Origin of the sequence: Microbacterium sp. AZCO (genome assembly GCF_039614715.1) — a bacterium.
Classification (GTDB): Bacteria; Actinomycetota; Actinomycetes; order Actinomycetales; family Microbacteriaceae; genus Microbacterium.
This window is the reverse complement of the sequence record NZ_CP154857.1, coordinates 139,967-164,468: the sequence shown is the minus strand read 5'-3', so window position 1 is coordinate 164,468 and position 24,502 is coordinate 139,967. Positions and strand designations below refer to the sequence as shown.

22 protein-coding genes are annotated in these 24,502 nt (G+C 70.5%); 5 read left to right on the top strand and 17 right to left on the bottom strand.

Annotation, left to right across the window (positions count from 1 at the left end; all coding sequences use genetic code 11):
- The first annotated feature begins 79 nt into the window (after positions 1-79).
- On the top strand, positions 80-439 hold the full coding sequence (locus AAIB33_RS00775; protein ID WP_345801664.1) for a cupin domain-containing protein: 360 nt from the start codon (positions 80-82) through the stop codon (positions 437-439).
- A gap of 48 nt (positions 440-487) precedes the next feature.
- On the opposite strand, the gene AAIB33_RS00770 is transcribed toward AAIB33_RS00775, so the two are convergent.
- Complete coding sequence (locus tag AAIB33_RS00770) at positions 488-931, bottom strand: hypothetical protein (RefSeq protein WP_345801663.1); 444 nt, start codon at positions 929-931, stop codon at positions 488-490.
- Positions 932-940: 9 nt separating this feature from the next.
- On the bottom strand, positions 941-1,705 hold the full coding sequence (locus AAIB33_RS00765) for an amidohydrolase family protein (protein ID WP_345801662.1): 765 nt from the start codon (positions 1,703-1,705) through the stop codon (positions 941-943).
- Positions 1,706-1,799: 94 nt separating this feature from the next.
- On the opposite strand from AAIB33_RS00765, the gene AAIB33_RS00760 reads away from it, so the two are divergent.
- Complete coding sequence (locus tag AAIB33_RS00760) at positions 1,800-2,438, top strand: cyclase family protein (protein ID WP_345801661.1); 639 nt, start codon at positions 1,800-1,802, stop codon at positions 2,436-2,438.
- A 65-nt stretch (positions 2,439-2,503) separates the two neighbouring features.
- Complete coding sequence (locus tag AAIB33_RS00755) at positions 2,504-3,193, top strand: alpha/beta hydrolase (protein ID WP_345801660.1); 690 nt, start codon at positions 2,504-2,506, stop codon at positions 3,191-3,193.
- Between the two features lie 57 nt (positions 3,194-3,250).
- Here AAIB33_RS00755 and AAIB33_RS00750 read toward each other — a convergent pair whose 3' ends face one another.
- From AAIB33_RS00750 to AAIB33_RS00730, 5 genes are read right to left on the bottom strand one after another with little or no spacing between them, the layout of a single operon-like run.
- Positions 3,251-4,531 carry an amidohydrolase family protein gene (locus AAIB33_RS00750; RefSeq protein ID WP_345801659.1) on the bottom strand — a complete coding sequence of 427 codons (1,281 nt, stop codon included), beginning with the start codon at positions 4,529-4,531 and terminating at the stop codon, positions 3,251-3,253.
- A 2-nt stretch (positions 4,532-4,533) separates the two neighbouring features.
- Positions 4,534-5,250 carry an ATP-binding cassette domain-containing protein gene (locus AAIB33_RS00745; RefSeq protein ID WP_345801658.1) on the bottom strand — a complete coding sequence of 239 codons (717 nt, stop codon included), beginning with the start codon at positions 5,248-5,250 and terminating at the stop codon, positions 4,534-4,536.
- 53 nt (positions 5,251-5,303) lie between these two features.
- Positions 5,304-7,034: a dipeptide/oligopeptide/nickel ABC transporter permease/ATP-binding protein gene (locus tag AAIB33_RS00740; protein WP_345801657.1), complete on the bottom strand. Its 1,731-nt coding sequence runs from the start codon at positions 7,032-7,034 to the stop codon at positions 5,304-5,306.
- Positions 7,035-7,036: 2 nt separating this feature from the next.
- Positions 7,037-8,104: an ABC transporter permease gene (locus AAIB33_RS00735; RefSeq protein WP_345801656.1), complete on the bottom strand. Its 1,068-nt coding sequence runs from the start codon at positions 8,102-8,104 to the stop codon at positions 7,037-7,039.
- A gap of 42 nt (positions 8,105-8,146) precedes the next feature.
- Positions 8,147-9,715: an ABC transporter substrate-binding protein gene (locus AAIB33_RS00730; RefSeq protein WP_345801655.1), complete on the bottom strand. Its 1,569-nt coding sequence runs from the start codon at positions 9,713-9,715 to the stop codon at positions 8,147-8,149.
- A gap of 255 nt (positions 9,716-9,970) precedes the next feature.
- On the opposite strand from AAIB33_RS00730, the gene AAIB33_RS00725 reads away from it, so the two are divergent.
- The gene (locus AAIB33_RS00725) at positions 9,971-10,468 is read left to right on the top strand and encodes a RidA family protein (RefSeq protein ID WP_345801654.1); all 498 of its coding nucleotides are present in this window, start codon (positions 9,971-9,973) and stop codon (positions 10,466-10,468) included.
- Positions 10,469-10,480: 12 nt separating this feature from the next.
- On the opposite strand, the gene AAIB33_RS00720 is transcribed toward AAIB33_RS00725, so the two are convergent.
- Genes AAIB33_RS00720 through AAIB33_RS00675 form a run of 10 tightly spaced genes read right to left on the bottom strand, consistent with a single transcriptional unit; the run spans position 10,481 to position 23,566 of the window.
- Positions 10,481-11,923 carry an amidase family protein gene (locus AAIB33_RS00720; protein ID WP_345801653.1) on the bottom strand — a complete coding sequence of 481 codons (1,443 nt, stop codon included), beginning with the start codon at positions 11,921-11,923 and terminating at the stop codon, positions 10,481-10,483.
- Positions 11,920-12,939: a hypothetical protein gene (locus AAIB33_RS00715; RefSeq protein ID WP_345801652.1), complete on the bottom strand. Its 1,020-nt coding sequence runs from the start codon at positions 12,937-12,939 to the stop codon at positions 11,920-11,922. The genes AAIB33_RS00720 and AAIB33_RS00715 overlap by 4 nt, the downstream gene beginning before the upstream one ends.
- Positions 12,936-14,273 carry an amidohydrolase family protein gene (locus AAIB33_RS00710; protein ID WP_345801651.1) on the bottom strand — a complete coding sequence of 446 codons (1,338 nt, stop codon included), beginning with the start codon at positions 14,271-14,273 and terminating at the stop codon, positions 12,936-12,938. The genes AAIB33_RS00715 and AAIB33_RS00710 overlap by 4 nt, the downstream gene beginning before the upstream one ends.
- Entirely contained in the window at positions 14,270-16,003 is a 1,734-nt protein-coding gene (locus AAIB33_RS00705) for a gamma-glutamyltransferase (protein ID WP_345801650.1), read from the bottom strand. The genes AAIB33_RS00710 and AAIB33_RS00705 overlap by 4 nt, the downstream gene beginning before the upstream one ends.
- Positions 16,000-17,529: an FAD-dependent oxidoreductase gene (locus AAIB33_RS00700; protein WP_345801649.1), complete on the bottom strand. Its 1,530-nt coding sequence runs from the start codon at positions 17,527-17,529 to the stop codon at positions 16,000-16,002. Before AAIB33_RS00700 ends, AAIB33_RS00705 begins: the two co-directional genes overlap by 4 nt.
- Entirely contained in the window at positions 17,526-18,173 is a 648-nt protein-coding gene (locus tag AAIB33_RS00695) for a cysteine hydrolase (RefSeq protein ID WP_345801648.1), read from the bottom strand. The genes AAIB33_RS00700 and AAIB33_RS00695 overlap by 4 nt, the downstream gene beginning before the upstream one ends.
- 43 nt (positions 18,174-18,216) lie before the next feature.
- Positions 18,217-19,683: an aldehyde dehydrogenase family protein gene (locus AAIB33_RS00690; protein ID WP_345801647.1), complete on the bottom strand. Its 1,467-nt coding sequence runs from the start codon at positions 19,681-19,683 to the stop codon at positions 18,217-18,219.
- Between the two features lie 27 nt (positions 19,684-19,710).
- Positions 19,711-21,237 carry a glutamine synthetase family protein gene (locus AAIB33_RS00685; RefSeq protein ID WP_345801646.1) on the bottom strand — a complete coding sequence of 509 codons (1,527 nt, stop codon included), beginning with the start codon at positions 21,235-21,237 and terminating at the stop codon, positions 19,711-19,713.
- Positions 21,230-22,567, bottom strand: a complete 1,338-nt coding sequence (locus tag AAIB33_RS00680) for an aromatic ring-hydroxylating dioxygenase subunit alpha (protein ID WP_345801645.1) — start codon at positions 22,565-22,567, stop codon at positions 21,230-21,232. Before AAIB33_RS00680 ends, AAIB33_RS00685 begins: the two co-directional genes overlap by 8 nt.
- 51 nt (positions 22,568-22,618) lie before the next feature.
- Positions 22,619-23,566 carry a PDR/VanB family oxidoreductase gene (locus tag AAIB33_RS00675; RefSeq protein ID WP_345801644.1) on the bottom strand — a complete coding sequence of 316 codons (948 nt, stop codon included), beginning with the start codon at positions 23,564-23,566 and terminating at the stop codon, positions 22,619-22,621.
- Between the two features lie 142 nt (positions 23,567-23,708).
- Between AAIB33_RS00675 and AAIB33_RS00670 the strand changes: the two genes are divergently transcribed.
- Entirely contained in the window at positions 23,709-24,428 is a 720-nt protein-coding gene (locus AAIB33_RS00670) for a GntR family transcriptional regulator (RefSeq protein ID WP_345801643.1), read from the top strand.
- The last annotated feature ends 74 nt before the right edge of the window (positions 24,429-24,502 follow it).

Below are 24,502 nucleotides of genomic sequence, written 5' to 3'. Positions count from 1 at the left end.
CCTTCCGGTCGCTGGAGCGTCGTGGCCGTTCTGACGAGATCCTTGAGGGGATCCATTACTCACATAATAGGATCCAATCATGACGCACGCGTACAACCCTGCCGAGATCGATGTCGCCCACCTCGAGGCGAAGCCCCTTACACCGCCCTCCGCCCACCCCCTCTCGGGCGAGATCATCACACGATCCAGGGTCGAGTTCGCGAACGACGAGCGGACGATCATCTCGGGCACGTGGGAGTCCGACCCCGGCACGTCGCGCTGGGAGTTCCTGACCCGCGCCGAGATCATCCACCTCCTGTCGGGAGCGATGACGGTGCAGCGCGACGGCGAGGAGCCGGTCGAGCTCACGCCCGGCAGCGTCGCGTACTTCCCGCTCGGCTGGACAGGCGTCTGGACCGTGACCGAGCCCGTCCGGAAGTTCTACGTCGTCTACAAGTGACGACGGACGACAGGGGCGCCGCGCGAGCCGCGCGGCGCCCCTCGTCGCTCACCAGCGGCGCAGGCGCTTCGCGGGCAGCAGGTCGGCCGCCTGGACGCGGACGATGTCGTCGCCCTTCGTCACCCAGACGGATGCCTCGGGCCAGTAGTCAGTCAGGAGCTCGGCGCACACCCCGCAGGGCTCGATGACGTGGGTCGTCCCCTCGACACGGCGGAGCACGCTCACCATCGAGGTCACATCGGCACTGCCCGTCACGCCGTGCGCGATGACGAGGCCCGCCGCGACCCCCTCGGCACAGACGCTGCTGCGCCGGGCCGAGCCGTCGACGTGGACCCCGAGGTGGATGGCGCCGTCGGCGGTGCGCAGCGCGGCGACCACCTCATGGCGGCCGTGGGCGTAGACGTCGTCGAGCAGCGCCGTCGCGGCGGCGAGGAGCTCGGCATCCGCGTCGTCCATGTCGTCGGGACGGTGAGCCAGGGGTCGCGCGGTCACGACGGCACCCTATCCCTGGATGCGCAGGATGCGGGCGTAGTTGCCGCCCTCGACGAGCGCGCGATCGCCGTCGTCGAGGATCGCCTTCTTGATCTTCAGGCGCTCGAGGTCGAAGTCCGAGCCGGGCCACTCCGTGCCCATGAGGATCTTCTCGCCCCCGAGCCGCGCGTAGGCGCGCTTGACGTCCGCCATGAGGGTCGCGGACGTCTCGAGGTACACGTTCTCGCGGCGCTCGGCGACGATGATCGCCTCGGGCACGTTCCACACGGCACCCATGTGGGCGATGATCGTCGGCACGTCGGGGTGGTCCTTCGCGATCTCCTCGATCGCGAAGGGCGCGCAGAACGCGTCGTCGAGCGCATTGATGATGATCGTCATCCCGAGCTCGGCGCACAGTCGGAACACGGGGTCGAGCAGACCGTGGTCGGCGACATGGTAGCCGTGCATGCTCGGGTGCAGCTTGAGTCCGCGGATGCCGGCCTTGTTCATGCGGCGGATCTCGTCGAGCGCGTCGTCGGCCTGCGGCATCACCTGCCCGAAGCCGATGAAGCGCTCGGGGTAGGCATCCTGCAGCCCGATGATGAAGTCGTTCTCGATGCGCTGTGCGAGCGAGCACACCATCGCCATGTCGACACCCGCGGCGTCCATGCGGGTGAGGATGCGATCGGGTTCGAATGGGGTGTGCGCGGGTGGCTCCTCACCCGGACGCGCACCGGTCAGGTAGTCGGAGCGCCCCCGCACGTCCTGGGTCGTGTTGTACGCGTCGATGATCATGCCGAACCTTTCCGATCCGCGGCTAGTGGATCCATTATCTACTGGATAGGATACATTCATAACAACCGTCATCCCACACGAGCCCGGAGGTCGCATGACCGGCGCCATCGACATCAACATCCCAATCCATGGAGAGATGCTGCACTGGGGACGCCGACCGACGTTCGAGATGGTCGAGCGGATCGTCGACGGATACCCGTCGGACGTGTCCCGCTGGCTGATCGGCGCCCACACCGGCACCCATGTCGACGCACCGTCGCACTTCGTGCCTGGCGGCGCGACGGTCGACGAGATCGCGCTGGAGAGCGTCGTCGGGCCGGCGCGCGTCCTCGATCTCCGGGGTGTCGACGAGGAGATCACGGCGGAGGATCTCGAAGCAGCCGGTGCAGCCGGGGCGGAGCGGGTGCTGTTCCTCACCAAGAACTCCACCGACGCCCTCACCCGCGCGGAGAGGTCGGACACCTGGGTGGGGCTCGGTCCCAGTGGGGCGCGGTGGCTCGTCGATCATGGCGTGAGGTTCGCCGGCAACGACTACATGACGATAGAAGCACCCGCGAACACCGAGGAGTGGCCGACCCACAAGATCCTGTGCGGGGCGAGCGTCGTGATCCTGGAGAACGCCGACCTCTCGCAGGTCGCGCCCGGCGATTACCTGATGGTCTGCCAGCCCGTGCCCTTCGAGGGGCGAGAAGCCGCTCCCGCACCGACCGTCCTCCTGCCCCTTCCCGCCTAGCGAGGCCCCGCAGCGGAGAGGCGGAGACACCCGACCGCTGACTCGCACCTGATTCTGGAGGTTCAATGCATATCGTCCTGGTCCACGGAATGGGTGGCTCCGACTACGACTGGAGCTCGGTGGCTCCCCTCCTTCGCGCCTCAGGGCAACGGGTGTCCGTCGCCGACAACATGTCCCAGTCCCTGACGGACGACGTCGCGGCCGTGCAGGCACTCGTCGACGCCGTCGACGACGACGCGCTGCTCGTCGGCCACTCGTACGGCGGTGCCGTGATCACGAACGCCGGCACGCACGACCGCGTCCGGGGAGTCGTGTACGTCGCCGCGTTCGCCCCCGCCGCCGGGGAGGCCGTGCGGGACATCGTCGAGCGCTACGAACCCGCGGAGGTGTCGCACTACATGACGCGCGCGGACGACGGCGCGTGGATCGGAGTGGAGAGCGAGGAGGCGCGTCTTGCACTGTCCTGGGATGTGCCGGAAGAGGCGATGGTGACGCGTCGCCAGCGCAGGCGCGCGAGTGCCGACGCGATCTTCACCCACCCGACCGGTGAGCCCGCGTGGGCGAGCAAGCCCGCGTGGTATCTCGTCGCGACGCTCGACAAGCACCTGCAGCCCGCCGCGCAGCGCGACATGGCGGCGCGTGCCGGAGCCACCGTCGAGGAGATCGCCACGAGCCATTCGATCCCGCTCGCCGCCCCCGAGCAGGTCGCGGCGTTCGTCTCGCACGCGGCCGCCTCGCTGAGCGCCGACGGGTGAGGACTGCGGCTACGCGACTCACCGGTCGAGATCGGTGACGACCCGACCCGACTGCGGCTACGCGACTCGCCGGTCGAGATCGGTGACGACCCGACCCGACTGCACGACCATCCGCACTGCGCCCGGCTCACCCAGTGCGCCGATCGACTCGAGCGGATCGCCAGCGGTGATGGCCAGGTCGGCGACCTTGCCCGCCGTCACGGATCCGATCCGGTCCGCGAGGCCGAGGACGCGAGCGCCCGCCATCGTTCCGGCGTGGATCGCTGCGCTCGGGGTCAGCCCGGCCTCCACCAGCCACGCCAGTTCGACCAGGTTGCGGCCGTGCGGGACCACGCCTGCGTCGGTGCCGAGCGCCACCGGCACTCCCGCGGCGATCGCGCGACGGACCGAGTCCATCCCGCGTCGGCGCATGCTCTCACGCGCGCGCCGCCGCTCCTCGCCCACACGCGGGCCGATGTCGCGCATGAGGGTGCTCAGGGTCGGAACGAGCACCGTGCCGTGCTCGAGCATGAGATCGATCGTGGTGTCCGACAGGTCGTAGCCGTGCTCGATGCTGTCGGCACCCCCGACCACCGCGGCCCGCGCCGCGGCATCGGTCAGGGCGTGCGCCGTGATAGGACGGCCGCCGCGCTCCTCGACGAGGCGCCGGATCAGGCGCACCTGCTCCGCGGGGATGCCTGCGTCCTCCGGCTCGTCCGTCGGCGAGCCGGAGCCGCCGGAGGTCGAGACCTTGATCGCGTCGGCTCCCATGCGCAGGAGCCGGCGCACCGCCCGCACGACGTCGTCATCGGTGTCGACGACCCCGGACTCCGGCATCCCGGCGCGCAGCGCCCACGCGGGCAGTGTTCCGTTGGCGAGCACCGGATCGGCGTGCCCGCCCGTCGGCGACAGCATCGCGACGGCCAGATGCAGCCGTGGTCCGATCGCGGTGCCGCGCTCGACTGCGAGGCGGTAGCCCGGGGTGAGACCGTCGAGGTCGCGGGCCGTCGTGATCCCCGCTTCGAGCGTGGTGCGCAGCTGCGCTGCGACGGCCAGCACGGCCTCCTCCGGGAACCATGCCCGCTGCTGCTCGGCGGCGTCCGGGACCATCGCGAGGTGCACGTGCACGTCCACGAAGCCGGGCAGCACCCACGTCCCCGTCAGATCGACGACGCGGCTGCCGGGCGCGTCTCTCCCCTGCCGGCCGGGGCCCGCGTAGGCGATGACGCCGTCGCGCACCTCGATCTCGGCATCCGGCACCGGCGCGCCGCCCTCCCCGTCGATCAGGGTGGCGCCGCGGAACGTCGTCGCGCCCTCGGCGATCGGGGTAGCGGGCAGACGCACGGGAGCGCGCACCACGGTCAGTTCTCGAGCCGGAAGCCGGGCGAGCCCGGGTCCGCGTCCAGAAGCCGCCGGGTGTACGGATGCCGGGGGTCGGCGTAGATGCGTTCGACCGGACCCGACTCCACGACTTCGCCGCGGTAGAGAACCACCACCTCATCGCTCACCCGCTGAACGACCGCGAGGTTGTGGGAGATGAACAGCACCGTGATCCCGAGGGACTCCTTGATCTCCGCCAGCAGATCGAGGATCTGCGCCTGCACGGACACATCCAGCGCGGAGGTGATCTCGTCTGCGATCACGATGTCCGGACGGATCACGAGCCCGCGTGCGATCGCGATGCGCTGTCGCTGTCCGCCTGAGAACTCATGGGGATAGCGGTGCATCATCTCGGGCTTGAGACCGACGAGCCGGAGCCACGATGCGATCTGATCCTCGTGCGCGGAGACGCGGGCGCGCACCGGATCGATGGCCTCCGCGAGCGTCTGCGCGATCGTCCGGCGGGGGGACAACGAAGAGTAGGGGTCCTGCGGGATCATCTGCGTGCGCCGCCGGTGCCGCCGGAGGGTGGCGCGGTGGCGCCGGGTGAGATCGTCTCCGTCTACGACGACGCGCCCGGCCGAGGGGCGCACCTCCCCCACGAGCACCTTCGCCAGCGTGGATTTGCCCGATCCCGATTCTCCGACGATGCCGACTGTCCGCCCGCGTTCAACGGCGAGGTCGACCCCGCGCAGCACGTGCGCCGAGCCGAACGAGACGTCGAGGCCCTGCACATCGACCATCGGACCGCTCATACCCCGACCTCCTTCTGGACCAGTCGATCCGGCAACGACACGACGGGCGTCGCGGCCAGGAGCCGCTTCGTGTACGGATGCTCGACCTTCCCGTCGGCGAGGTCCTGCGCGTCGTCGATCCGCTCGACGATCGCGCCGTCCTTGAGGACGAGCACCCGGTCGCACAGCGCCCGCACGACACCGAGATCGTGCGAGATGAACAGCACGGCGGTCCCGGACTCCCGGTTCATGCGCTTCAGGACTGTGAGAACCTCGCGCTGCACCGTCACGTCGAGCGCCGTGGTCGGCTCGTCCGCGATGAGGAGGTCCGGCTGAGGACTCATCGCCGAGGCGATCATCGCGCGCTGCTTCATGCCGCCCGAGAGCTGATGGGGGTACTGGCGCAGGCGGCCTTTCGGATCGGAGAGACGCACATCGCGGAACCCCGCAAGCAGAGTCTCGGTCGCGGCGCGGCGGCTCTTCCCGAGACGCAGCCGTAGCACGTCGGTGAGTTGGCTGCCGAGCACCAGCGCGGGATTGAGTGCCGTCCCGGGGTCCTGGTACACGAGCCCGATGCTCGAGGCGAGCCTGCGGTCGGACACGCGCCCGAGGAGATCCGTGCCCGCCAGCTCGAGCCGCCTGGCGGATGCGGTGAGCCCCTCGCCGAGGAGTCGCGCCACGACCGAGGCGGTGAGCGATTTGCCCGAGCCGGACTCGCCCACGATTCCCAGCACCTCGCCGCGCCGGATGGTGAACGACACGTCGGAGACGAGCTCCCGGCCGCTGGATTGGTGTGTGACGGTGATGCCCTCGGCCACCAGCACGACGTCATCGGCGACGGGAGACGCGGACGCGGCCTGCGTCGACCGCACGAGTCGGGCCTGCCGATTATGGGAGCGGGGGTTCGCCGCCGCGGCGAGGCCGTCGCCCACGAGGAGGGCTGCCAGCGACGCGAAGGTCAGCGCGAAGGCCGGACCGACGATGACGATCGGGTTGACCATGATCTTGCTGAGACCGTCGTTGAGCAGGGTCCCCCAGTCGTACGCGGGCGACTGGGCGCCGAGTCCGAGGAAGGAGAGGCCCGAGATCTCCACGAGGGTGCCCGCGAACGCCCCGGCGACCAGGATCAGCGTCGGTTCGGCCATGTTCGGCAGCACGTGCCGCAGCGCGATCCGCGAAGTGGGGACGCCCATGAGCCGGGAGGTCGTCACGTACTCGCTGGAGGCGATGCGTGCAGCCAGGTTCGCGGTCAGCCGGGCGAAGCCGGCAGTGTTGGCGACGGCGATCGCGACGACGACCTGCACCATGCCCTGGCCCAGGATCGCCGCGACGATGATCGCCACCAGCATGGTCGGGTAGCTCACGGCGAACTCGATCGACCGAAGCCCGAACTGGCGCACGCGGCGCGGCGCCAGCCAGATCGCGACGCCGACCGCGATGCCGGCGATCGAGGCGAGCGCCGTCGACACCGTCGCCATCAGGACCGTGGGGCGCGTGGCGACGAGCGTGCGAGCGAGCATGTCGCGGCCGAGGGTGTCGGTGCCGAGGGGGTGCTCCGGGGTCGAGCCCGAGTTCGGCGGACCGCTTCCGAGACCGCTGGCCTGGTCTCCCAGGAGGATCGGCGCGAAGATCGCGACGAGGGCGATGATCGCCAGCATGACGAGGCCTGCGATGAGTCCGCCGTTCCAGGCGAACGCGCGAGGCTTCTCCGAGGTCGCGGTCTCGATGGGCGAAGTGGTGTCTGCCACGCTCAGTCTCCCAGGGTTCGCGGGTCGATGAGCCCGAGGATCACGTCGATGGCGAGAGTGATGACGAGCGAGATGAGCCCGATGACGAAGACGGCCGCACGAATGACGGGGTAATCCTTGTCGATCGAGATCGCTTGCACGATGACGCCTCCAAGGCCGGGCCACGCGAAGACCGCTTCGGTGATGAGGGCCGATCCCAGGAGCGCGGTCAGGATGATGCCGGACAGCGTCAGAGCCGTGGTCAGCAGGTTCGGAAGCATGTGCTTCGCGTACAGAGCGAGCGCGGGGAGGCGCCAGCCCCGCGCCGTGCGCATGTAGTCCTGCTCGAGGATCACCGCGGCCTCCCGCCGGACGACCCGCGCGACCGCGCAGGCGCCGCCGAGGGTGAGGGAGAGGACCGGGAGGATAGCGGCGTTGCTCAGGTCGTATGCCGCGGAGTAGGCCGGCGGCAACGCCCGCAGCCACACCGCGAAGACGACGACGAGAGCCGTCGCCTGCACGTAGACGGGCACGGAGGAGACGAACCCCGTGATGACGTTGAATGTCGACCCGAGAAGCCGGCGACGGTCGCCACGCGTGGCCACTCCCACCCACATGCCGGCGATGATGCCTACCACGAGGAGCAGCAGCACGGCGGGGATCGTGATCGCGAGGGTATAGGGGACGGCGGCCATCACGACGTCGAGGGCCGGGACCCGGTACCGATACGAGTCGCCGAAGTCGCCCTGGACGACTCCCGCGATGTAGTGCGTGAACTGCGTGAGAAGGGGCTGATCGAGGCCCAGCTGCGTGCGGACCATCTCGACCTGGGCCAGTGTCGCGTTCTCCCCCGCGATCGCCACCGCCGGATCGCCAGGGATCAGCTGGACGATCAGGAAGGTGACGATCACGAGGAGGGCGACGTTGACGATGAGGCCGACGGCCCGACGGAGTGCGAATCTCCGCCAGGCGCCGCCGAGAGACGCGGCCTTGGCGCCGCCGGCGGCGTCGGGGAGCTCAGGGCCGCCCCCCTCGATGGGGGGTCCACCCGGGCCGGTAGGCATGGAGGTGACGACGGGGATGATGCTCATGTTCGAGTCTCCTCTCGATTCCGGCCCGGGCGGTGGACGCGGTCAGCCCGTGATCCGCATCGCGGTCGGGTCCCAGTATCCGTTGAACACATGGGCCGCGAAGCCGGGGCGGGTGACGTAGCGGTGCGTGTCCGTGATGAGCGGCATCATGTCGACGCGCTCGAGGATCGTCTTCTGAGCCTCCTCGAAGGCCGCGCACTGCGCGTCCGGATCCGCCGTGGCCATCGCCTCGTCGTAGGCCGCGGTGCCCTCGGGGTTGTCCGCGCCGACGACGTTGGTGCCACCCTGAGCGTAGGTCGGGCCGAGGTAGCGGGCGATCGACAGGTGGATCAGACCGGTTCCGGCGTTCTCCGCAGCCACCGCGAGGTCCCACTTCTGCGGCTCGGTGCGCATCTGCTTGGTCCACTCTGCGGGGTCGGGAGCCGAGACCTCGACGGTCGCTCCGGCGGCGCGGAGGGATTCCGCCAGGAAGTCGGCCGCGGGGTCCCAGTTGCTCATGAGGAGCAGCCGGATCGTCTTGCCGGTGAGCTTCTCGGTCGCTGCGGCAGGGTCGAAGCTCTGGAGCAGTGACTCATCCTTCAGCGCGCAGCTGTACCCCGATGAGTTGACGGTGTACTGCGTCTTTCCCAGTCCGTCGAGCCCCGCGTCGTTGAATCCCTGCGGGTCGATCGCCTGGGCGACTGCCGCGCGCAGCTCCTGGTCTCCTTCGAAGACCGAGCCCGAACCGGGCGCCTGGTTGAACACGAGGTTGTAGGCCGAGCTGGCGAAGGTGACCGTGCTGTAGCCGTCTTCATCGGCGAAGCGCAGGGCGTTCGAGTCGTAGAAGCGGGCACCGTCGATGCCCCCCGATTCGAGGAGGTTCGCGCTCGTCGTGCCGTCGGGCTGCACCGAGAAGTTCAGCGTCTTGGCGGGCTTGCCCTCGACGTCCGTCCACGCGGGCCACGCGTCGTAATCGTCGCGCAGGGTGTACGTGACGCTCACGCCGACCTTCTGGTCGGTGAGCGTGTAGGGCCCCGAGTAGGCGCCTTCGACGCTTCCCGCGGCCAATCCCTCGGGGTCCGCCAGACCCGCGGGGCAGATCACCCCGAGACCTGGCTGCGAGATGCCGCCGAACAGCTGCGAGTACGGTTCGCTGAGCGTGATCTCGAGCGTGCCGGCCTCGTCGTCGGCGGTGAAGGTCGGCGTTCCGGCACCGAACGCCTGGTTCTTCCAGTTCACTGCCGCGGCATCCTGGAGCCCGACGAGATAGTCGAACGAGGCGGCGACGACGCTGGGCGTGATCGCGGTGCCGTCGGCACAGGTCGCATCGTCTCGCAGCGTGAAGGTGTAGTCGGACGACGTCGTGGCCTCCCACTTCGTCGCCAACCCGCCGATGAGGCCATCCTCGCCGGAGCGCAGCAGCGTGTCGAAGCCGAGGCGGGCATCCTGCAGGTCCGACGTCGCCGTGGCGAGAGCCGGATTGAAGGTGGCCGGCGCGTACCACAGCTCCAGATTCATGGTGTCGGTGCTGCTCGCGGAGGGTGCAGAGGCGCCGCCGGCGGCACAGCCGGCGAGCGCGACGCCCACGGCTGCGACGATCGCAACTCCGGCTAACGGATACTTCCTGAACATACGATTTCCTCTCGGGGCTTCGTCAACGTGGTGGGAGCGTCGGGCGGCGTCCCGCCGCGTGGGTGGTGCATGGTCGGGGTTGCTTGCTGTGGATCCAATCTACGAGCTTGTGGATCCGTAGCGGTGTCGTGAGTGTTTCCGAGGTGTAACATCACGCTGGAGATCTCTAGTGGATACAAGGCACGATAATTGCATCCAATCCGAGCCACAAGGGATCCTGCATATATCGTCTCCTCACCACCTCGGAGGTCCGCAATGACATCGCCCGAACTGCGCGCACACCGACTCGGCCTCACGATTCCGGACTACAGCGATCCGCCGTATGGCGGTCGCTACGGGATCGGGCTGAAGGCGTTCCATCGGGTCGGCGATTTCGTCGAACTCAGCGGGATCACGCCTGAGAATCGCGCCGGCGAACGAGTCCATCCGGGCGTCGTCGGCGCCGATGTCAGCGTCGAGCAGGGGCGGGAGGCGGCGCGGGTCACAGCGCTCAACGCCCTGGGGATGATGCGACTGGCCGTCGGCTCGCTCGACAACGTCGTCGGCCTTTCGCGCGCCCTGTGCTTCATCCGCACGACGGCGGACTTCGACCAGCTCCACGAGATCTCGCGCGGTGCGACCGAGGTCTTCACCGAGGTGTTCGGACCGGTCGCGGGAGCCGTGGGACGCGCCTCCGTGGGGGTCACGAGCCTGTCGCGCCGCAACTGCTTCGAGCTCTGGCTGAGCTTCGAAGCAGCCGCGGTCGGGGACTGACGGGCGTCAGCCTCAGATCGACGGGCGCCGCGCCACGTGGCCGAGGATCCGCTCGAAGCCCGTGGTGTGGGCGAGCAGGTCGAATTCGCCGCGGTTGCGGCCCACGACCTGCATGCCGACGGGGAGCCCGCCGCTGAAACCCGCGGGCGTGACGACGACGGGGTGCGCCGTGACTGTGATCCGGTTGGCGAGCATCTGCCAGCGGAAGTAGCGGTCGTACTCGACCTCGCCGACGCGGTGCACCCACTCGTCCTCGGCGGGCGGCGCGACAACGGGCGTCGCGGGCGTCACGATCGCGTCGACATCGGCGAACAAGCGCTCGGTGCGCCGGTACACCTCGGTCCGGATCGCGAGGGCGTCGGCGAGGTCTGACGCCGTGACCTGCTCGCCCTGCCGGATGTTGCGCAGGAGGTCGGGGCGGAGCCGCTCGGGGTGCGTCTGCGCCTCGCCGCGGTACGAGGCGTAGAAGTTGAACATCTCGATGGTCTCCCACGCGCGCTCGGCGTCGCCGAGGGCGTCCGACAGATCGAGCTCGACGATCTCGTAGCCGGCGGCCGAGAGCGCCGAGCGCGCATCGCGCATGACGGCTGCGACCTCCTCCGAGATCGGCACTCCCCCGGCATCCGCGCTCCAGCCGATGCGCACGCCCGCGGGACCGGCGGTCGTGACGTCGACGAACACCGCCGGATCCTCGGCGATCGACATGGGCGCCATCGGGTCGGGGCCGGCCATGCCCGCGAGGAGCAGGGCGAGGTCGTCGCTGGTGCGCGCCATGGGGCCGAGCACGCCGTGGGCCGTCCACCCGTTGCCGAGGCGGCCGCTCGCGACGCGGCCGGGGGTCGGCCGCATCCCGACGACGTTGCAGAACGACGCGGGGTAGCGCAGGCTCCCGCCGCTGTCCGACCCGTCGGCGATCGGCAGCATGCCGGCCGCGAGGGCCGCGCCGGCGCCACCGCTCGACCCGCCGGCGTGTCGCGAGAGGTCCCACGGATTGCGGCAGACGCCGAGCACGGGGCTGAAGGTCAGCGTGCCGAGCCCGCCCTCCGGCGTGTTCGTCTTGCCGATGACGATCGCGCCGTTGCGCCGCATGCGCCCCACGACCATGGCATCGGCGGTGGCGGGCGGGGCGTCCGCGTAGGCCGCCGAGCCGTGCGTCGTGGGCAGGCCGGCGACATCCAACAGGTCCTTGACCGCCGTCGGCAGGCCGTGCAGGACTCCGAGCTCGTCTCCGCGGGCGACGGCACGGTCGGCCTCGCGAGCGGCCGCGAGGGCTTCGGACTCGGGGACGAGGGCCACGATCGCATTGACGTCGGGGTTCACCTGCTCGATGCGCGCGAGGTGCGCCTTCATGACCTCCTCCGCCGAGATCTCGCGTGCGCGGATGCCGGCGGCGAGCGCTCGAGCGCTCCACCAGTGCAGGGCAGTCTCGGTCGCGTGGAGGGCGGTGTCGGTCACGAGGAGTTCTCCGGTCTGTTCAGAAGGGTCGCGGGGGTGGTCACGAGCATCCGGTGCAAGCGCTCCTCGTCGACGCCGAGGCGCCGCAGGGCTGGGGCGACCCGCTTCACGACGTGGCCGTAGCCCATGCCGCCGTGCCGCGTGAGCTGCCCCTTCGTCCACACCGAGCACGAGAGGGAGACCTCCGCGTCGGGGCGGTCGACGAGGAATTGCGTGAGGAAGGCGAGGCGCTCGGTGTCGGTCGCGTCGCGCGCACCGTCGCCGAAGTGGTGCTCGCTGCCGAACGCGAACTCGACGACGGCCCCCGTGTCGCTCACGTCCCGCACGTACGTCGCGTCGAGCACCTTGTCCATGTTGCAGAACAGGATCCGGGATGCCGGCAGCCCTGCGTCCGTCAGGAGCGCGGCGACCTCGGGACCGCGCCGGGCCGCTCCGTCGAGCCGGATGCTGACGGCGGCGCCGGCCGCGGCGGCGGCCCGCGCGGCGGCGCGGAGGGCGCGGTGCTCGGCCGGGGTGATCTCGGCGCTCGTGCCGAGGAGGCCGAGCAGGCCCGCGCGGAAGTCCGCCCCCGGGATGGCCTCGGTGAGCGCCGTCGTGAAGGCCTGCTCCAGCTGAGCCTCACTGCGCGAGCGCCACTCGTCGGGGAGGGTCTTGTCGATATACGTGCCGTAGGCCGCGACGATGCGAACGCCGCTCGCCCGCGAGACGTCGGCGAGGCGCGCGTGCGAGGGACCCATGCCCCACGAGGTCGCCTCGACGATCGTGCCCAGGCCCGCGGCGCGCGCGGCAGCGAGCTCCTCGCCGGCGGCGGCCTCGTCGTCGAGCGTGAGGTTGTCGGCGAGCGACATCCAGCTCCACCGCAGGTCGCCGAGGATCTCTGGCCGGATCGGCCCCTCGAGCGAGCCGCCCTCCCGCGTCGGGCGCAGGAGGCGGCGCGAGTCGGTGAGCACGTGCTCGTTCGTCGAGACGATGCCGAGCTCCTCCGGCGCGACGGGTCCCAGGACGGTCTCGATCACGACGCGCCTCCATGGACGGTCCGTCCCCCGACATCCGTCCGACGCACCGCGAGAGTGCGCAGGTCGTCGGTCGCGACGCTTCTCGGATCGGCCGACCACAGCGCCCAGTCCGCGCGCAGGCCGGCGCGGATGGCGCCCCGATCGTGCTCTGCGAGGCTCGCGTAGGCGGCGCCCGTCGTGTAGGCGGCGAGCGCCTCGTCGATCGTGATCGCCTCGGACGGGCCGAGCGCACGCTCCTCACCCGCGACCCGTCGCGTGACCGTCTGCCACATGAGGTGCCGCGGGTCGAAGGCGAAGAAGGGGCCGTCCGACCCGAACGCGACGACCGCCCCCGCGTCGAGCCACGTTCGCACGGGATTCGCCCGCTCGGCGCGCTCGCCGAGCTTGGCGCGCAGGCCCGATCCGTTGTGCCAGATGATCGAGGGCTGCAGCGACGCGATCGTGCCGGTCGCCGCGAGAGCCCGGATGGCCTCCTCGCTCGGCTCGAGATAGGCGTGGATCGCCTGGAAGCGGCGCGCGCGGACGGCATCCCCCGCTTTCTCGTAGGCTCGGGCGAGCAGCGCGACAGCTCCTCCGCCGACGGCGTGCGTGCCGACGCCCCAGCCATGGGCACCGCACCACTCGACGAGCCGCGTGAACTCCTCGTCCGAGATGCGCTGCAGCCCCGTGTAGCCGGTGTCGTCCCACGGCTGCTCGAGGAGCGCCTGACCCTTCAGCGCCTCGCCGTCGGCGTAGACCTTGATGGGTCCGATGCGCAGGAGGTCGTCGCCGAACCCCGTCGAGACGCCCGTGCCGTCGAGATGCTCGATGACGGCGTCGACGTCGGGAATCTCGGGCGTTCCGATGTCGAGGAACGGCATCGCGACCGTCCGCATCGTGAGCAAGCCCCGGCGGTGCGCCTCTTGGTAGCCGCGCATCTCGTCGATCTTCACGGCCGGGTCGACGATCCCCGTGATGCCCAGCGAATGAAGGAGCGGCTGCACGCGCACGAGGCCGCGCACGCGGTCCTCGAACGGCGGATGCTCCGGCCCGTCGTCCTCGAAGCTGTCGCGCATGCGCTGGATGTAGGTCTCGACGTCGTCGTCGTCCGAGACGTGGTCGAGGGCCTTGAGCCCCGCGCGCTGCATGTGCAGGTGCGCGTCGATGAGTCCGGGGAGCACGACGCCGTCGAGCTCCTCGACCCGCGCCCCGGGGACGGCGGCGCGGACGTCGTCGACCGATCCGACCGCGACGATGCGGCCGTCATGCACCGCGAACGCGTCGGCGTCGGGGGTCGCGGCATCCATCGTCACGATCTTCGCGACGAAGACGGCGGTCTCGGGCAGGGCGCTCATGCGACGACCGCCTGCGCGGGCTGGCGCGGATCGGCCGCCGACTCGAGGAAGCCCGTCCGCGCATTGCGGTAGATCGCCTCGACGGCCGCGGCGTCCCTCGTGAAGGCGGGCCAGCGACGCACGTCGTGGCCGCGCCGCTCGAGCTCGGCGTAGACGTCCTCGTCGAAGCGGTCCTCGAGGAAGACGTGCGCCGCGAGATAGTCGAACGGCGCGAACGAGTTCGGGAAGCTCCACGTCGAGAAGCGCGGCGCGTTGACGGCCTCCTGCAGGTCCATGTCGAAGTGGAAGGCGTTGAGGAACACCTGCAGCATCGCCTGCACCTGCATGTCGCCGCCGGGGCAGCCGAACGGCAGGACGCTGCCGTCGTCGCGCACGGCGATGGCGGGGTTGGGTGTGAGACGCGGGCGCTTGCCCGGCGCGACGCCGGACGGATGCGCGGGATCGGGCCGCGACTGCAGTCCGCGGAGCGACGGCACGAAGCCCGTCCCGGGGATGACGGGCGACGTCGACGCACCGTCCGACGGGGTCGCCGAGAAGGCGTTGCCCCACTGGTCGACGACGCACACGTAGCTTGTGCCACCCTCGCCGATGTGGCGCACCTCCTCGGCCGAGATCGCACGCGGCAGCTCCTGACTGTCGCCGAACAGGGCCGGGGGGAGCCCGTCGGCGGCACGGTCGGGATCGATCGCGGCGGCGCGCTGCGCGATGTGCTCCGCGCCCAGCAGGCGCTCGAGGGGCACGTCGACGGAAGCGGGGTCGCCGTAGTGGTGCTCCCGGTCGGCGAAGACGGCCTTGAGCGCCTCGATGACGGTGTGCACGTATTCGGGGCTGTTGTGCTCAAGGCCACCGATGCCGACCTTTTCGAGGATGAGGAGGGCCTCGGCGAGGATCGGTCCCTGGCACCACGCTCCGCACGTGTAGATCGTGAAGTCGCGCCACCGCGGCGCGACGACGTCCTCGTAGCGGGAGCGGAACCCGGCGAGGTCGTCGGCGCGAAGGTAGCCGCCGTTCTCCTCGTGGTACTCCACGATGCGCGCGGCGATCTCGCCCTCGTAGAACACCGCACGCGCCGCCTCGAGGCCGGCGATGCGGTCGCCGCCCGCCGCGAGCTCGGCGGCCTCGGCGTCGATCATGAGCTGGATCGTGTGCGCGAGGTCGGTCTGCACGAAGCGCTCCCCCACCCGGGGAGGGCGACCGCCGGGCAGGTAGATCGCCTCGTTCGCGGCCCAGTTGCGGTAGCCGGCCTGGCGCTTGTCGATGCCGTCGGCGAGCAGCGGGTGCACCGCGAAGCCGTCCCGCGCGAGACGCAGCGCAGGCCTTGCGATCTCGGCGAACCCGACGGTCCCGAAATCGCGGACCGCGGTGATCCAGGCGTCCGGCGCCGCCGGCGTCACGGTGCGCAGCAGGCCCGACGGGATCTGCCCGTCGTGCTCGCGCAGGAACAGGTCTGCGGGGATGCGACGCGGCCACACGCCCAGACCGTCGATGCTGATCGTGTCCCCGCCGGCCATCCGGATCATGATCGGGGCGACACCGGCGAAGTTGACCTCGTCGGCGTGAAGCACGGCGAGGGCGATGCCGGCCGCACAGCCCGCGTCGACGGCGTTGGCGCCCGCCTCCAGCAGCGCGAACGCCGCCGACGAGGCGAGATAGTGCCCCGACGACGCGGAGTGCTTCGTGCCGTAGAGCGTCGGGTTCGGCGCCGGCCACACCGCGGGTGTCGCTGTCATGATGTCCCCTCTCGCGCGTCCTCCAGCAGGATCCGCGCGACCTTCTCACCCATGACGACGGCGGGCATCGCCGTCGTCGCCCGCGGCACGGTGGGCATGATGGAGCAGTCCGCGATCCGCAGGCCCTCGACTCCGTGCACGCGTGCACGGGCGTCGACGACGGCGAGCGGGTCGTCGGCGAGGCCGAGACGGCACGTCCCGACGGGGTGCCAGTAGTTGTCGGGGTTCGCGTACAGGTGGGCGCGGAGCGCCGCCGCGTCGATCGTCTCGGGGCCGGGGTGGATCTCGCCGCCCACCCGCCGCGCAAGGCCGGGCGACGCGGCGAGCTCGCGCAGGATGCCGGCTCCCTCGGCGAGGATCGACACGTCGACACCCTCGGGATCGGTGAGGAATCGGTGGTCGATGAGCGGGGCGCTGTCGGGATCGGCATCCCGAAGCCGCACGGAGCCGCGGGAACGCGGCTGCAGCGCCGACAGGCCCACGCTCCAGCGCTCGCGGCCCGCCAGGTGCGTCGGGCTGTACGGCAGGAAGTGCAGATCGAAGGCCTCGGCCTCGAAGCTCGACGCGGCCTTTCCCATCGCCTGCTCGTCGGGCGCCCATCCCGCGGCGCGGGCCGCATCCATGTCGCGCGCCATCTCGTCGGACCCGCTCCAGCTCATCAGCAGGAAGGGCTGGTCGTGCAGGTTCTCCCCCACGCCCGGCAGGTGCTGCACGAGCGGGATGCCGAGGGGCGCGAGCTGGGCGGCCGGTCCGATGCCCGAGCGAAGCAGCACCGTCGGCGAGTTGTACGTGCCGCCCGCGAGCACGACCGTGCCCGCGCGCACCGTCGCCGTGTCGCCGTGGTGGCGCACGACGACACCGGTGGCGCGGCCGCTCTCGACCATGACGCGGTCGACGAGGGCGTCGCCGACGATCGTGAGGTTCGCGAGGTGCCGCACCGGGTCGAGATAGGCGAACGCCGTGTTGACGCGCACGCCGTCCTCGATGTTGACGGCCTCGGGCGCGAAGCCCGCGGACTCGTCAAGGCCATTGAGGTCGGCCAGGCGCGGCATCCCCACGGCGGGCGCCGCGTCGTACCATGCGTGCTGCCAGGGCGTCAGTTCGTCGGCCTGGTACAGGCGGACGCGCATGCGCCGCATGCCCTCCTCGAACAACGGCACAAGGTCGTCGGTCGCCCAGCCCTCGAGCCCCGCCTCGGCCCACGCGTCGTAGTCGCGGCGGTGGCCCCAGGTCTGCGTGCAGCCGTTCATGTCGGAAGAGCCGCCGATCGCACAGCCGCGCTCGAAGCCCATCCGCCACGGATACGTCGAGCCCGAGTCGTAGCCCCAGTCGTGCGAGCGCCCCAGGCGGGCCGCATCGACGAGGTCGGCCGGCCACGCGGCGCTGCCCTGCGGCCCGAAGTCGGGGCCGGCCTCGAGCACGAGCACGTCGTGCCCCGCCTCCGCCAGCCGCGCGGCGACGACGTTCCCGCCGGTGCCGCCGCCGACGACGACATAGGCGGCCTCCCGCGGCAGGGCGGCGCTCATGCGCCGACCGGCGTCGAGGCGTCGAGCCGGGTGTCGATGTAGGCGTGCACGTCGTCGGCGGTCACGATCGCGTCACGCTGCAGGTACTCGATCGCCGCGAGGGCGCTGTCGTGCGCCCGCTGCGTCGAGCCGGCGACGCAGTCGGCGATGACGCGCACCCGGTAGTCGTGCTGGTGCGCGTCGACGGCCGTGTAGTGCACGCACACGTCGGTGAGCCCCCCGACGAGCAGCACGGTGTCGGCCTTGTACGCCTTCAGGACGATCTCGAGCTCAGTGCCGAAGAAGGCGGAATATCGCCGCTTGCGGATGACGAACTCCTCGGGCTGCGGGTCGAGCCATGCCGCGATCTCGGTGTCGGGATGTCCCTCGATGCAGTGCGGGCCCTCGGCGCCGTCGAGCTCGCGGCCGATGTCGACGAGCGAGGGCTTGTGCACCTCCTGGATCCAGACGACGGGGATGCCGGCCTCCCGGGCGCGGTCGATCAGGCGCGAGACCCTCGGACGCCGCTCCTCGCGCCCTCCCATGAGAATCGGGATGCCGCCCTCCTCGGGCGGGGTCTCCCCCGTGAAGCCCTGGATGTCGACGATGATCAGGACCGGGTTGCCCACGATGTGGGCGGGGTCCGCGGTGGGGATTTCGGTCATGTCAGCTCTCGGTTCCGTCGAAGGGTGCTCGCTGTAGCAGGCGTCAGGCCTCGGGGATCGCGATGACGACGCTCTTCGGCTCGAGGAAGCCCCGCAGCCCTTCGTCGCCGAGATCGCGGCCGACCCCCGAGACGCCGACGCCGCCGAACGAAAGCGCCGGATCGAACACGTTGTAGGTGTTGACCCACACAGTGCCGACCTCGAGCGCCTGCGCCATGCGGTGGGCGCGTGCGAGGTCGTTCGTCCACACGCCGGCGGCGAGCCCGTACTGCGTGTCGTTCGCGATCCGCACGGCGTCGGCCTCGTCGTCGAAGGGGATGATGCCGACGACCGGCCCGAAGATCTCCTCGCGCGCGATGACCATGTCGTTCGAGACGTCGGTGAACAGGGTCGGCTCGACGTAGTAGCCCGTCTCGCGTGTGCCCCCGCCCACGACGAGGGTCGCACCCTCGTCGACGCCCTGCCGGATGTAGTCCAGGACGCTGTCACGCTGCTGCGCCGAGACCACCGGCCCCACCGTGATGCCGCCCTCCAGCCCGTCGCCCATCGTCACCTTGGCCACCGCTGCGGCCATCCGCTCGTTCATCTCGGCGAGGATCGACCGCTGCACGAGCAGGCGGCTGGCAGCGGTGCACATCTGTCCAGAGTGGCCGAACGACGCCCGCATCGCGGTCAGCACGGCGGCGTCGAGGTCGGCATCCTCGAACACGATGTTGGGGTTCTTGCCGCCGAGTTCAAGCGTCACGCGCTTGAAGTCCTCAGCTGCGGCGTGCGCGACGGTGCGGCCGACCTCGGTCGAGCCCGTGAATGTGATCTTGGCGATACCGGGGTGCTCCGTGAGCGCGGCGCCCACGCGACGATCGCCCGTGAGGACGCTCACGACGCCGTCGGGCACCCCCGCGCGCTGCAGGATGCCGGCCAGGCGCAGGATCGACAGCGGCGTGTACGAGGCAGGCTTCGCGACGACGGGACACCCTGCCGCGAGCGCGGGCGCGATCTTGAACGACGCCGTCATGAACGGGAAGTTCCACGGCAGGATGATCGCGACCGGCCCCACGGGCTCGAGCGTCGTGTACACGTGGTGGGTGCCGCCGTCGATCGGCACGACGCGCCCATCGATGCGCGAGGGCGCGCCCGCGAAGTGGCGGAACGTGCGCGCCGCATTGGCGACGTCGGCGCGCGAGCGCTCGATGGGCTTGCCGTTGTCGCGCGTCTCGAGGATCGCGATGTCCTCGAGCTCCTCCTCGATGAGGTCGGCGACCCGGTTGAGGATGCGGGCGCGCTCGAGGGGCGCGAGCCCGCGCCAGCGCTTGTCGGCGTGCGAGGCGGCCGCCGCGCCGACCGCCGCGTCGATGTCGGCGGGCGTGGACTGCGCCACCGCCGTGAGGGCCTCGCCCGTCGCGGGGTCGGTGACGGTGTGCAGCTCGCGATCGGCCGCGGGCACCCACTCGCCTGCGCAGAAGAACGGCTCGTAGGCGGGCAGCGCCTGGACGGCGGCTCTGATGCTCATGTTTCCTCGCTGTCGATGTCGTGCGGTTCAGAAGATGTCGAAGTACTCGCGCTGCTCCCAGTCCGAGACATGGCGCAGATACCGGGCGAACTCGGCGCGCTTGATCGTCGCGAACCAGTCCACCACGACGCCGCCGAGGGCGGACCGGAAGGCTGAGTCGACCGCGAGGGCGGCGACGGCCTCGCCGAGCGAGGCGGGGAGCGACGGAGCGGCGGTGTTGTACGGATCGTCCGTCGGCGCGGGCGGGATGAGCCCTCGGTCGACCCCGTCCATGCCGCTGATGAGCTGCGACGCGATATAGAGGTACGGGTTCGCGGCGGGCTCGCCGGAACGGTTCTCCAGCCGCGTCGCGGAATCGCCGAATCCGCCGACCGCCCGCACCATCGCGCCCTTGTTGTCGATACCCCACGCGATCCGATCGGGCGCGAGCGAGTTCGGCTGGTAGCGCTTGTAGCCGTTCACCGTGGGGGTCGTGAACGCCGCCGCGGCAGGCGCGTGCGCGAGCAGTCCCGCGAGGTACGACTCACCGAGGAGCGACATCGAGCCGTCCGCCGTCTCGGGCTGGAAGACGTTCGCGCCCGACGCGTCCGTGAGGGACTGGTGCAGGTGCCAGCCCGTCGATGCGCCGTCCGCCCCCTGCGGGCGCGACATGAACGTCGCGTGGTAGCCGAGGCTCGCGGCGATCCGCCGCACGGCGCTGCGGCACAGCACGATCGCGTCGGCGGTCTCGGCCGCCGACCCGGCCTCCATCGTCAGCTCGAACTGGCTGGGGCCGAACTCGAGCTCGATCGAGCGCAGGGGGAGGTCGAGGAGCGTCAGCCCGCGGTAGAGCGCGTCCACGAGCGGCTGCATGCGATCGAGGCCCTCCTCGTGCAGCAGCTGCGATCCGCGCGTCGTCGGACCCGTCGGCCGCGCCGCGCCGGGGCGTCCGGGCGACCCGATGTTCTCGTCCGTCAGGGGGGCCTGATCGGCCCGGTAAACGTGGAACTCGAGCTCGGCTCCCACCGTCATCCCGTACCCGCGGGCGGCGAGCGCCGTGAGCTCGTTGCGCAGGACCGTGCGAGTGCACAGCGGCACGGGCGAGCCGTCCGGGAAGCGCACGTCGCACAGGATCCAGCCGGTCTGCGCGGCCCACGGCAGCACGCGGAAGGTCGTGGGGTCCGGCACGAGGACGATATCGCCCGCACCGCTGAAGCCCGCGACGCCGACGCCCGTCTCGGGCGAGAACACCGGGAAGACCGACTGGCCCGACGTGTCCTTCAGCAGCAGAGAGCTCGGCGCCGTGACCCCGGAGCGCATCGCGGCGGCGATCCCGCCGCGGGCGATCGTCTTGCCGCGCAGCACGCCGTGCTGGTCGACGAACGAGAACCGCACCATCTCGACGCCGATCTCGTCGACCACGCGGCGCATCTGGCCGGCGGCGGCGTACCGCTCCTCGCTCCACAGCCCGTGGCGGCCGATGAACCCGTCGCGGTCGTGCGCGAGCATCGGCCGCGCCGAGACGCCGCCCCCGCTCGAGGCGACAGGACGCTCGTCCACGTTGCGCTCACGCATCGACGGTCTCCTCGGCCGTCTCGAGCGGCGCGGCCCAGGGCGAGGCATCCCGCCGCTCCTGCTCGCGCTGCACCCACCGCGACTGCCACGCGTCGTTCGCCGCGATCGTGTCCATCGCGAGGGGACCGGTGAGCGCCGCGGCCTCCGCCTCGCTGACGGGGTGCGACGGCGTCTGGCCGCCCGCCGCGAACGAGTCGATGGCGCGCAGCAGCATCCGCCGGTTCGCCGTGACAGCGCGGTCGGAGATGCCGAGACGCTCGACCGTGCGGTCCTGGATGGGTCCCATGCTCTCGACGGCCCACTGGTCGTGGACGTTGATGTCGAGCCCCATGCCCGTGTAGGTGAGCTCCTTCTGCTCCTGCGGGTCGAAGCCCCAGTTGTTGCTCCGGTTGCGCAGAGGTCGGTAGTCGGGCAGCGAGACGCCGTCGAGCCGCTGCTGGAGCAGCGTCTCCTTGTCGGTCGGCTCGGCGAAGTCGTACCAGATCATGAACCAGTAGTGATTCTCGTCGTCGATCGGCACGTGCCACTGCGTGAAGACCTTCGTGTTCCCGAAGGGGACGACGAATGCGTTCGGGAACAGCAGGTTCGTCACGCGGACGTGCTTGATGTCCTCCGTGAGCTGGCGCAGCGCGTAGACGCGCAGGCCGTGGTCGGCGCTCTCGACCTCGATGTCGGGGCGGTAGCTCTCGCCGACGAGCATCGAGAGCTTCTTGCCCGTGCCCTCGACCTCTTCCGCGAACTGCTGGCCGTACATCTCGCGAGGGTCTTCCTGGATGAAGCGGTGCAGGAACGACACGTGGCTCGGGTCGATCCCGCCCTCCAGGCCCTGCAGCCAGTTGCACTCCCACAGGCCCTTGAAGGCGAACGTGTATTCGTCGGGAGCGACGAAGCAGTCGTAGTGCGGGAAGGGCGGCGGGTCGCCCGCGCCCATATAGGTGAAGATGATCCCGTTCTTCTCGACGCACGGGTAGTTCGAGATGCGGATCTTGCCGAGGAACTGGCTGTGGTCCGGCTCCGCGGGCTGCTCGACGCATCGTCCCTGACCGTCATAGAGCCACCCGTGATACAGGCAGCGAATGCCGTCTTCCTCCAGGCGCCCGTAGGAGAGGTCAACGCCCCGGTGCGCGCAGTACCGGCTGATGAGACCCCAGCCCTCGCGCTTCTTGAACAGAACGAGATCCTCGCTCATGATCCGCACGGCCTTGACGGGACGCTCGCCAGGCATCTCCGAGACGAGCGCCGCGGGCTGCCAGTACGACCGCAGCAGGTTGCCCAGCGGCGTGCCGGGACCGGAACGCGTGATCTTCTCGTTGTCTTCCTGCTTCAGCATCGCGATCTACCCCTCGGTATCCGATCTTGTAGTTATTGTATCCAGTTTGATTTACGCATCGAGGACGAGAAGAGGGCACGAGGCCCGCGAGACGCAGACCATCATGCAGTCCATGGCCTCCCGCTCCTTCGACGTCAGGACGAAGTCCCGGTGCTCGACCTCGCCCTCGAGGACGTGCGTCTCGCAGCTGCCGCAGATGCCCTCCTCGCAATCGGTGAGCACCTCGACGCCTGCCGCGCGCATGACCTCGAGCACGGACTGCTGGGGCTCGACGGGAAGCTCGACCCCCGTGCGGGCGAGACGGATCGAGAAGGCGCCGCCCGGCTCGTACTCGACCTCGGGTGCGGCGAAGTACTCGAACCGGAGCCGGCCCGTCTCGTCAGGAAGCAGCTCCTGCAGCGCCGCGAGCATGCGCTCGGGTCCGCACGCGTAGACGGATGCCTCGGGGTGCGCCGCGAGGACCTCCGCGAGGTCGGCTCGCCCACCCTCATCGCGGACCACGACGGTCACGGCGCCCCCGCCGATCGACTCGATCTCTTCGAGGAACGCCATTCGGCGCCGCGTCGAACCGAGATAGAGCAGGTGCCAGCGCGCACCGGCTCGCTCGGCGGCGTGGAGCATCGGAACGATCGGGGTGATCCCGATGCCCCCGGCGACGAAGAGGTACTCGGCGGCGGGCTCGAGCGCGAAATGGTTGCGGGGACCGCGGAGCCTGACGATGTCTCCGGGGCGCAGGCGCTCGTGGACGGCCTTCGATCCCCCTCGGCTGCGCTCTTCGCGGAGCACGGCGATGCGGTAGCGCGCGGATCCGGGCCGGCCGGTGAGCGAGTACTGGCGCACGGGGGCGTCAGGCAGAACGAGATCGATGTGGGCGCCCGCCGTCCACTCCGACGAAGGGCCGTCGAGCGGCTCGAGCTCCACGGCGAGGACGTCGTCCGCCTCGAGCGTCATCGTGCGCACTCGGGCCGCCTGTTCCATCGAGTCCTCCGGTGCCGTCATGTTTGGATCCTAACAGATGTAATCTGGATCCAATATGGCATGATTGTAGACATTCGTCCGCCGTTGCGTTCGGATAGAGGTGCCTGTCTGCTACGGTGCGAAACGCCTCGCCGTATGCGGAGGAGGGGCGGAAAGGGATCGCATGACTGTCCAGGAGCAGTTCCCGTCGGAGATGTCCGGCCACGCTCTTGTCGACGACATCGCCGCGAAGATCCGCGCGCGCATCATGTCCGGCGAGATCGCCATCGGCTCGCAGCTGCGGCAGGCCGAGCTGGCCAACGACTTCGGCGTGAGCCGCACGCCGGTGCGCGAGGCGCTGCGGCAGCTCCAGACCGGCGGTCTCATCGACGTCGTGCCCAATCGCGGCGCCGTCGTGCGCGTCCCCGCCCCGTGGGAGGTCCGTGAGGCCTATCAGGTGCGCGCCGAGCTCGAGGCCCTCGCGGCATCGCTCTCCATCGCGCAGGCCTCGCAGTCCGACATCGAGAAGCTCCGCAACGCCAACCGCGCGATGTACGACCGGTCGGTCGCCGAGAGCGACGAGACGCGCAGCGCGGCCCTGAACAGCAGGCGCGAGAACGACATCTTCCACAGCACGATCGCCGAGCTCTCGGGGAATGCCCGGCTCGCCCGCGCGATCGACGAGATCAACGAGACGTTCCCGCGCAACGTGTCCGCGCAGCTCCTCGTGAACGACGCGCGTCACCGCGAGGAGAACTTCCACGAGCACGAGCGCATCCTCGACGCGCTCGAGCGCGGCGACGCCGAGGCCGCGCGCGCCGAGATGCGGGAGCACGTCCTCAAGGCCGGAGAGCAGCTGGCCCGCTGGTACGAGCGGCGCTCCTCGATCGTCTACAAGGGCTGAGCCCGCCGGCGTCCGCAAAGGCTGAGTGGCGCGACCGGCGCCGCGCGCCACCCATCGGCGTCGCTCCGCCCGCG

Coding starts and splice junctions, on each gene's coding strand:
- AAIB33_RS00735 (WP_345801656.1), bottom strand. CDS start 8,104: ATGAGCATCATCCCCGTCGTCACCTCCATGCCTACCGGCCCGGGTGGA.
- AAIB33_RS00705 (WP_345801650.1), bottom strand. CDS start 16,003: ATGACAGCGACACCCGCGGTGTGGCCGGCGCCGAACCCGACGCTCTAC.
- AAIB33_RS00760 (WP_345801661.1), top strand. CDS start 1,800: ATGACCGGCGCCATCGACATCAACATCCCAATCCATGGAGAGATGCTG.
- AAIB33_RS00695 (WP_345801648.1), bottom strand. CDS start 18,173: ATGACCGAAATCCCCACCGCGGACCCCGCCCACATCGTGGGCAACCCG.
- AAIB33_RS00675 (WP_345801644.1), bottom strand. CDS start 23,566: ATGACGGCACCGGAGGACTCGATGGAACAGGCGGCCCGAGTGCGCACG.
- AAIB33_RS00730 (WP_345801655.1), bottom strand. CDS start 9,715: ATGTTCAGGAAGTATCCGTTAGCCGGAGTTGCGATCGTCGCAGCCGTG.
- AAIB33_RS00755 (WP_345801660.1), top strand. CDS start 2,504: ATGCATATCGTCCTGGTCCACGGAATGGGTGGCTCCGACTACGACTGG.
- AAIB33_RS00775 (WP_345801664.1), top strand. CDS start 80: ATGACGCACGCGTACAACCCTGCCGAGATCGATGTCGCCCACCTCGAG.
- AAIB33_RS00700 (WP_345801649.1), bottom strand. CDS start 17,529: ATGAGCGCCGCCCTGCCGCGGGAGGCCGCCTATGTCGTCGTCGGCGGC.
- AAIB33_RS00765 (WP_345801662.1), bottom strand. CDS start 1,705: ATGATCATCGACGCGTACAACACGACCCAGGACGTGCGGGGGCGCTCC.
- AAIB33_RS00670 (WP_345801643.1), top strand. CDS start 23,709: ATGACTGTCCAGGAGCAGTTCCCGTCGGAGATGTCCGGCCACGCTCTT.
- AAIB33_RS00690 (WP_345801647.1), bottom strand. CDS start 19,683: ATGAGCATCAGAGCCGCCGTCCAGGCGCTGCCCGCCTACGAGCCGTTC.
- AAIB33_RS00680 (WP_345801645.1), bottom strand. CDS start 22,567: ATGCTGAAGCAGGAAGACAACGAGAAGATCACGCGTTCCGGTCCCGGC.
- AAIB33_RS00710 (WP_345801651.1), bottom strand. CDS start 14,273: ATGAGCGCCCTGCCCGAGACCGCCGTCTTCGTCGCGAAGATCGTGACG.
- AAIB33_RS00685 (WP_345801646.1), bottom strand. CDS start 21,237: ATGCGTGAGCGCAACGTGGACGAGCGTCCTGTCGCCTCGAGCGGGGGC.
- AAIB33_RS00725 (WP_345801654.1), top strand. CDS start 9,971: ATGACATCGCCCGAACTGCGCGCACACCGACTCGGCCTCACGATTCCG.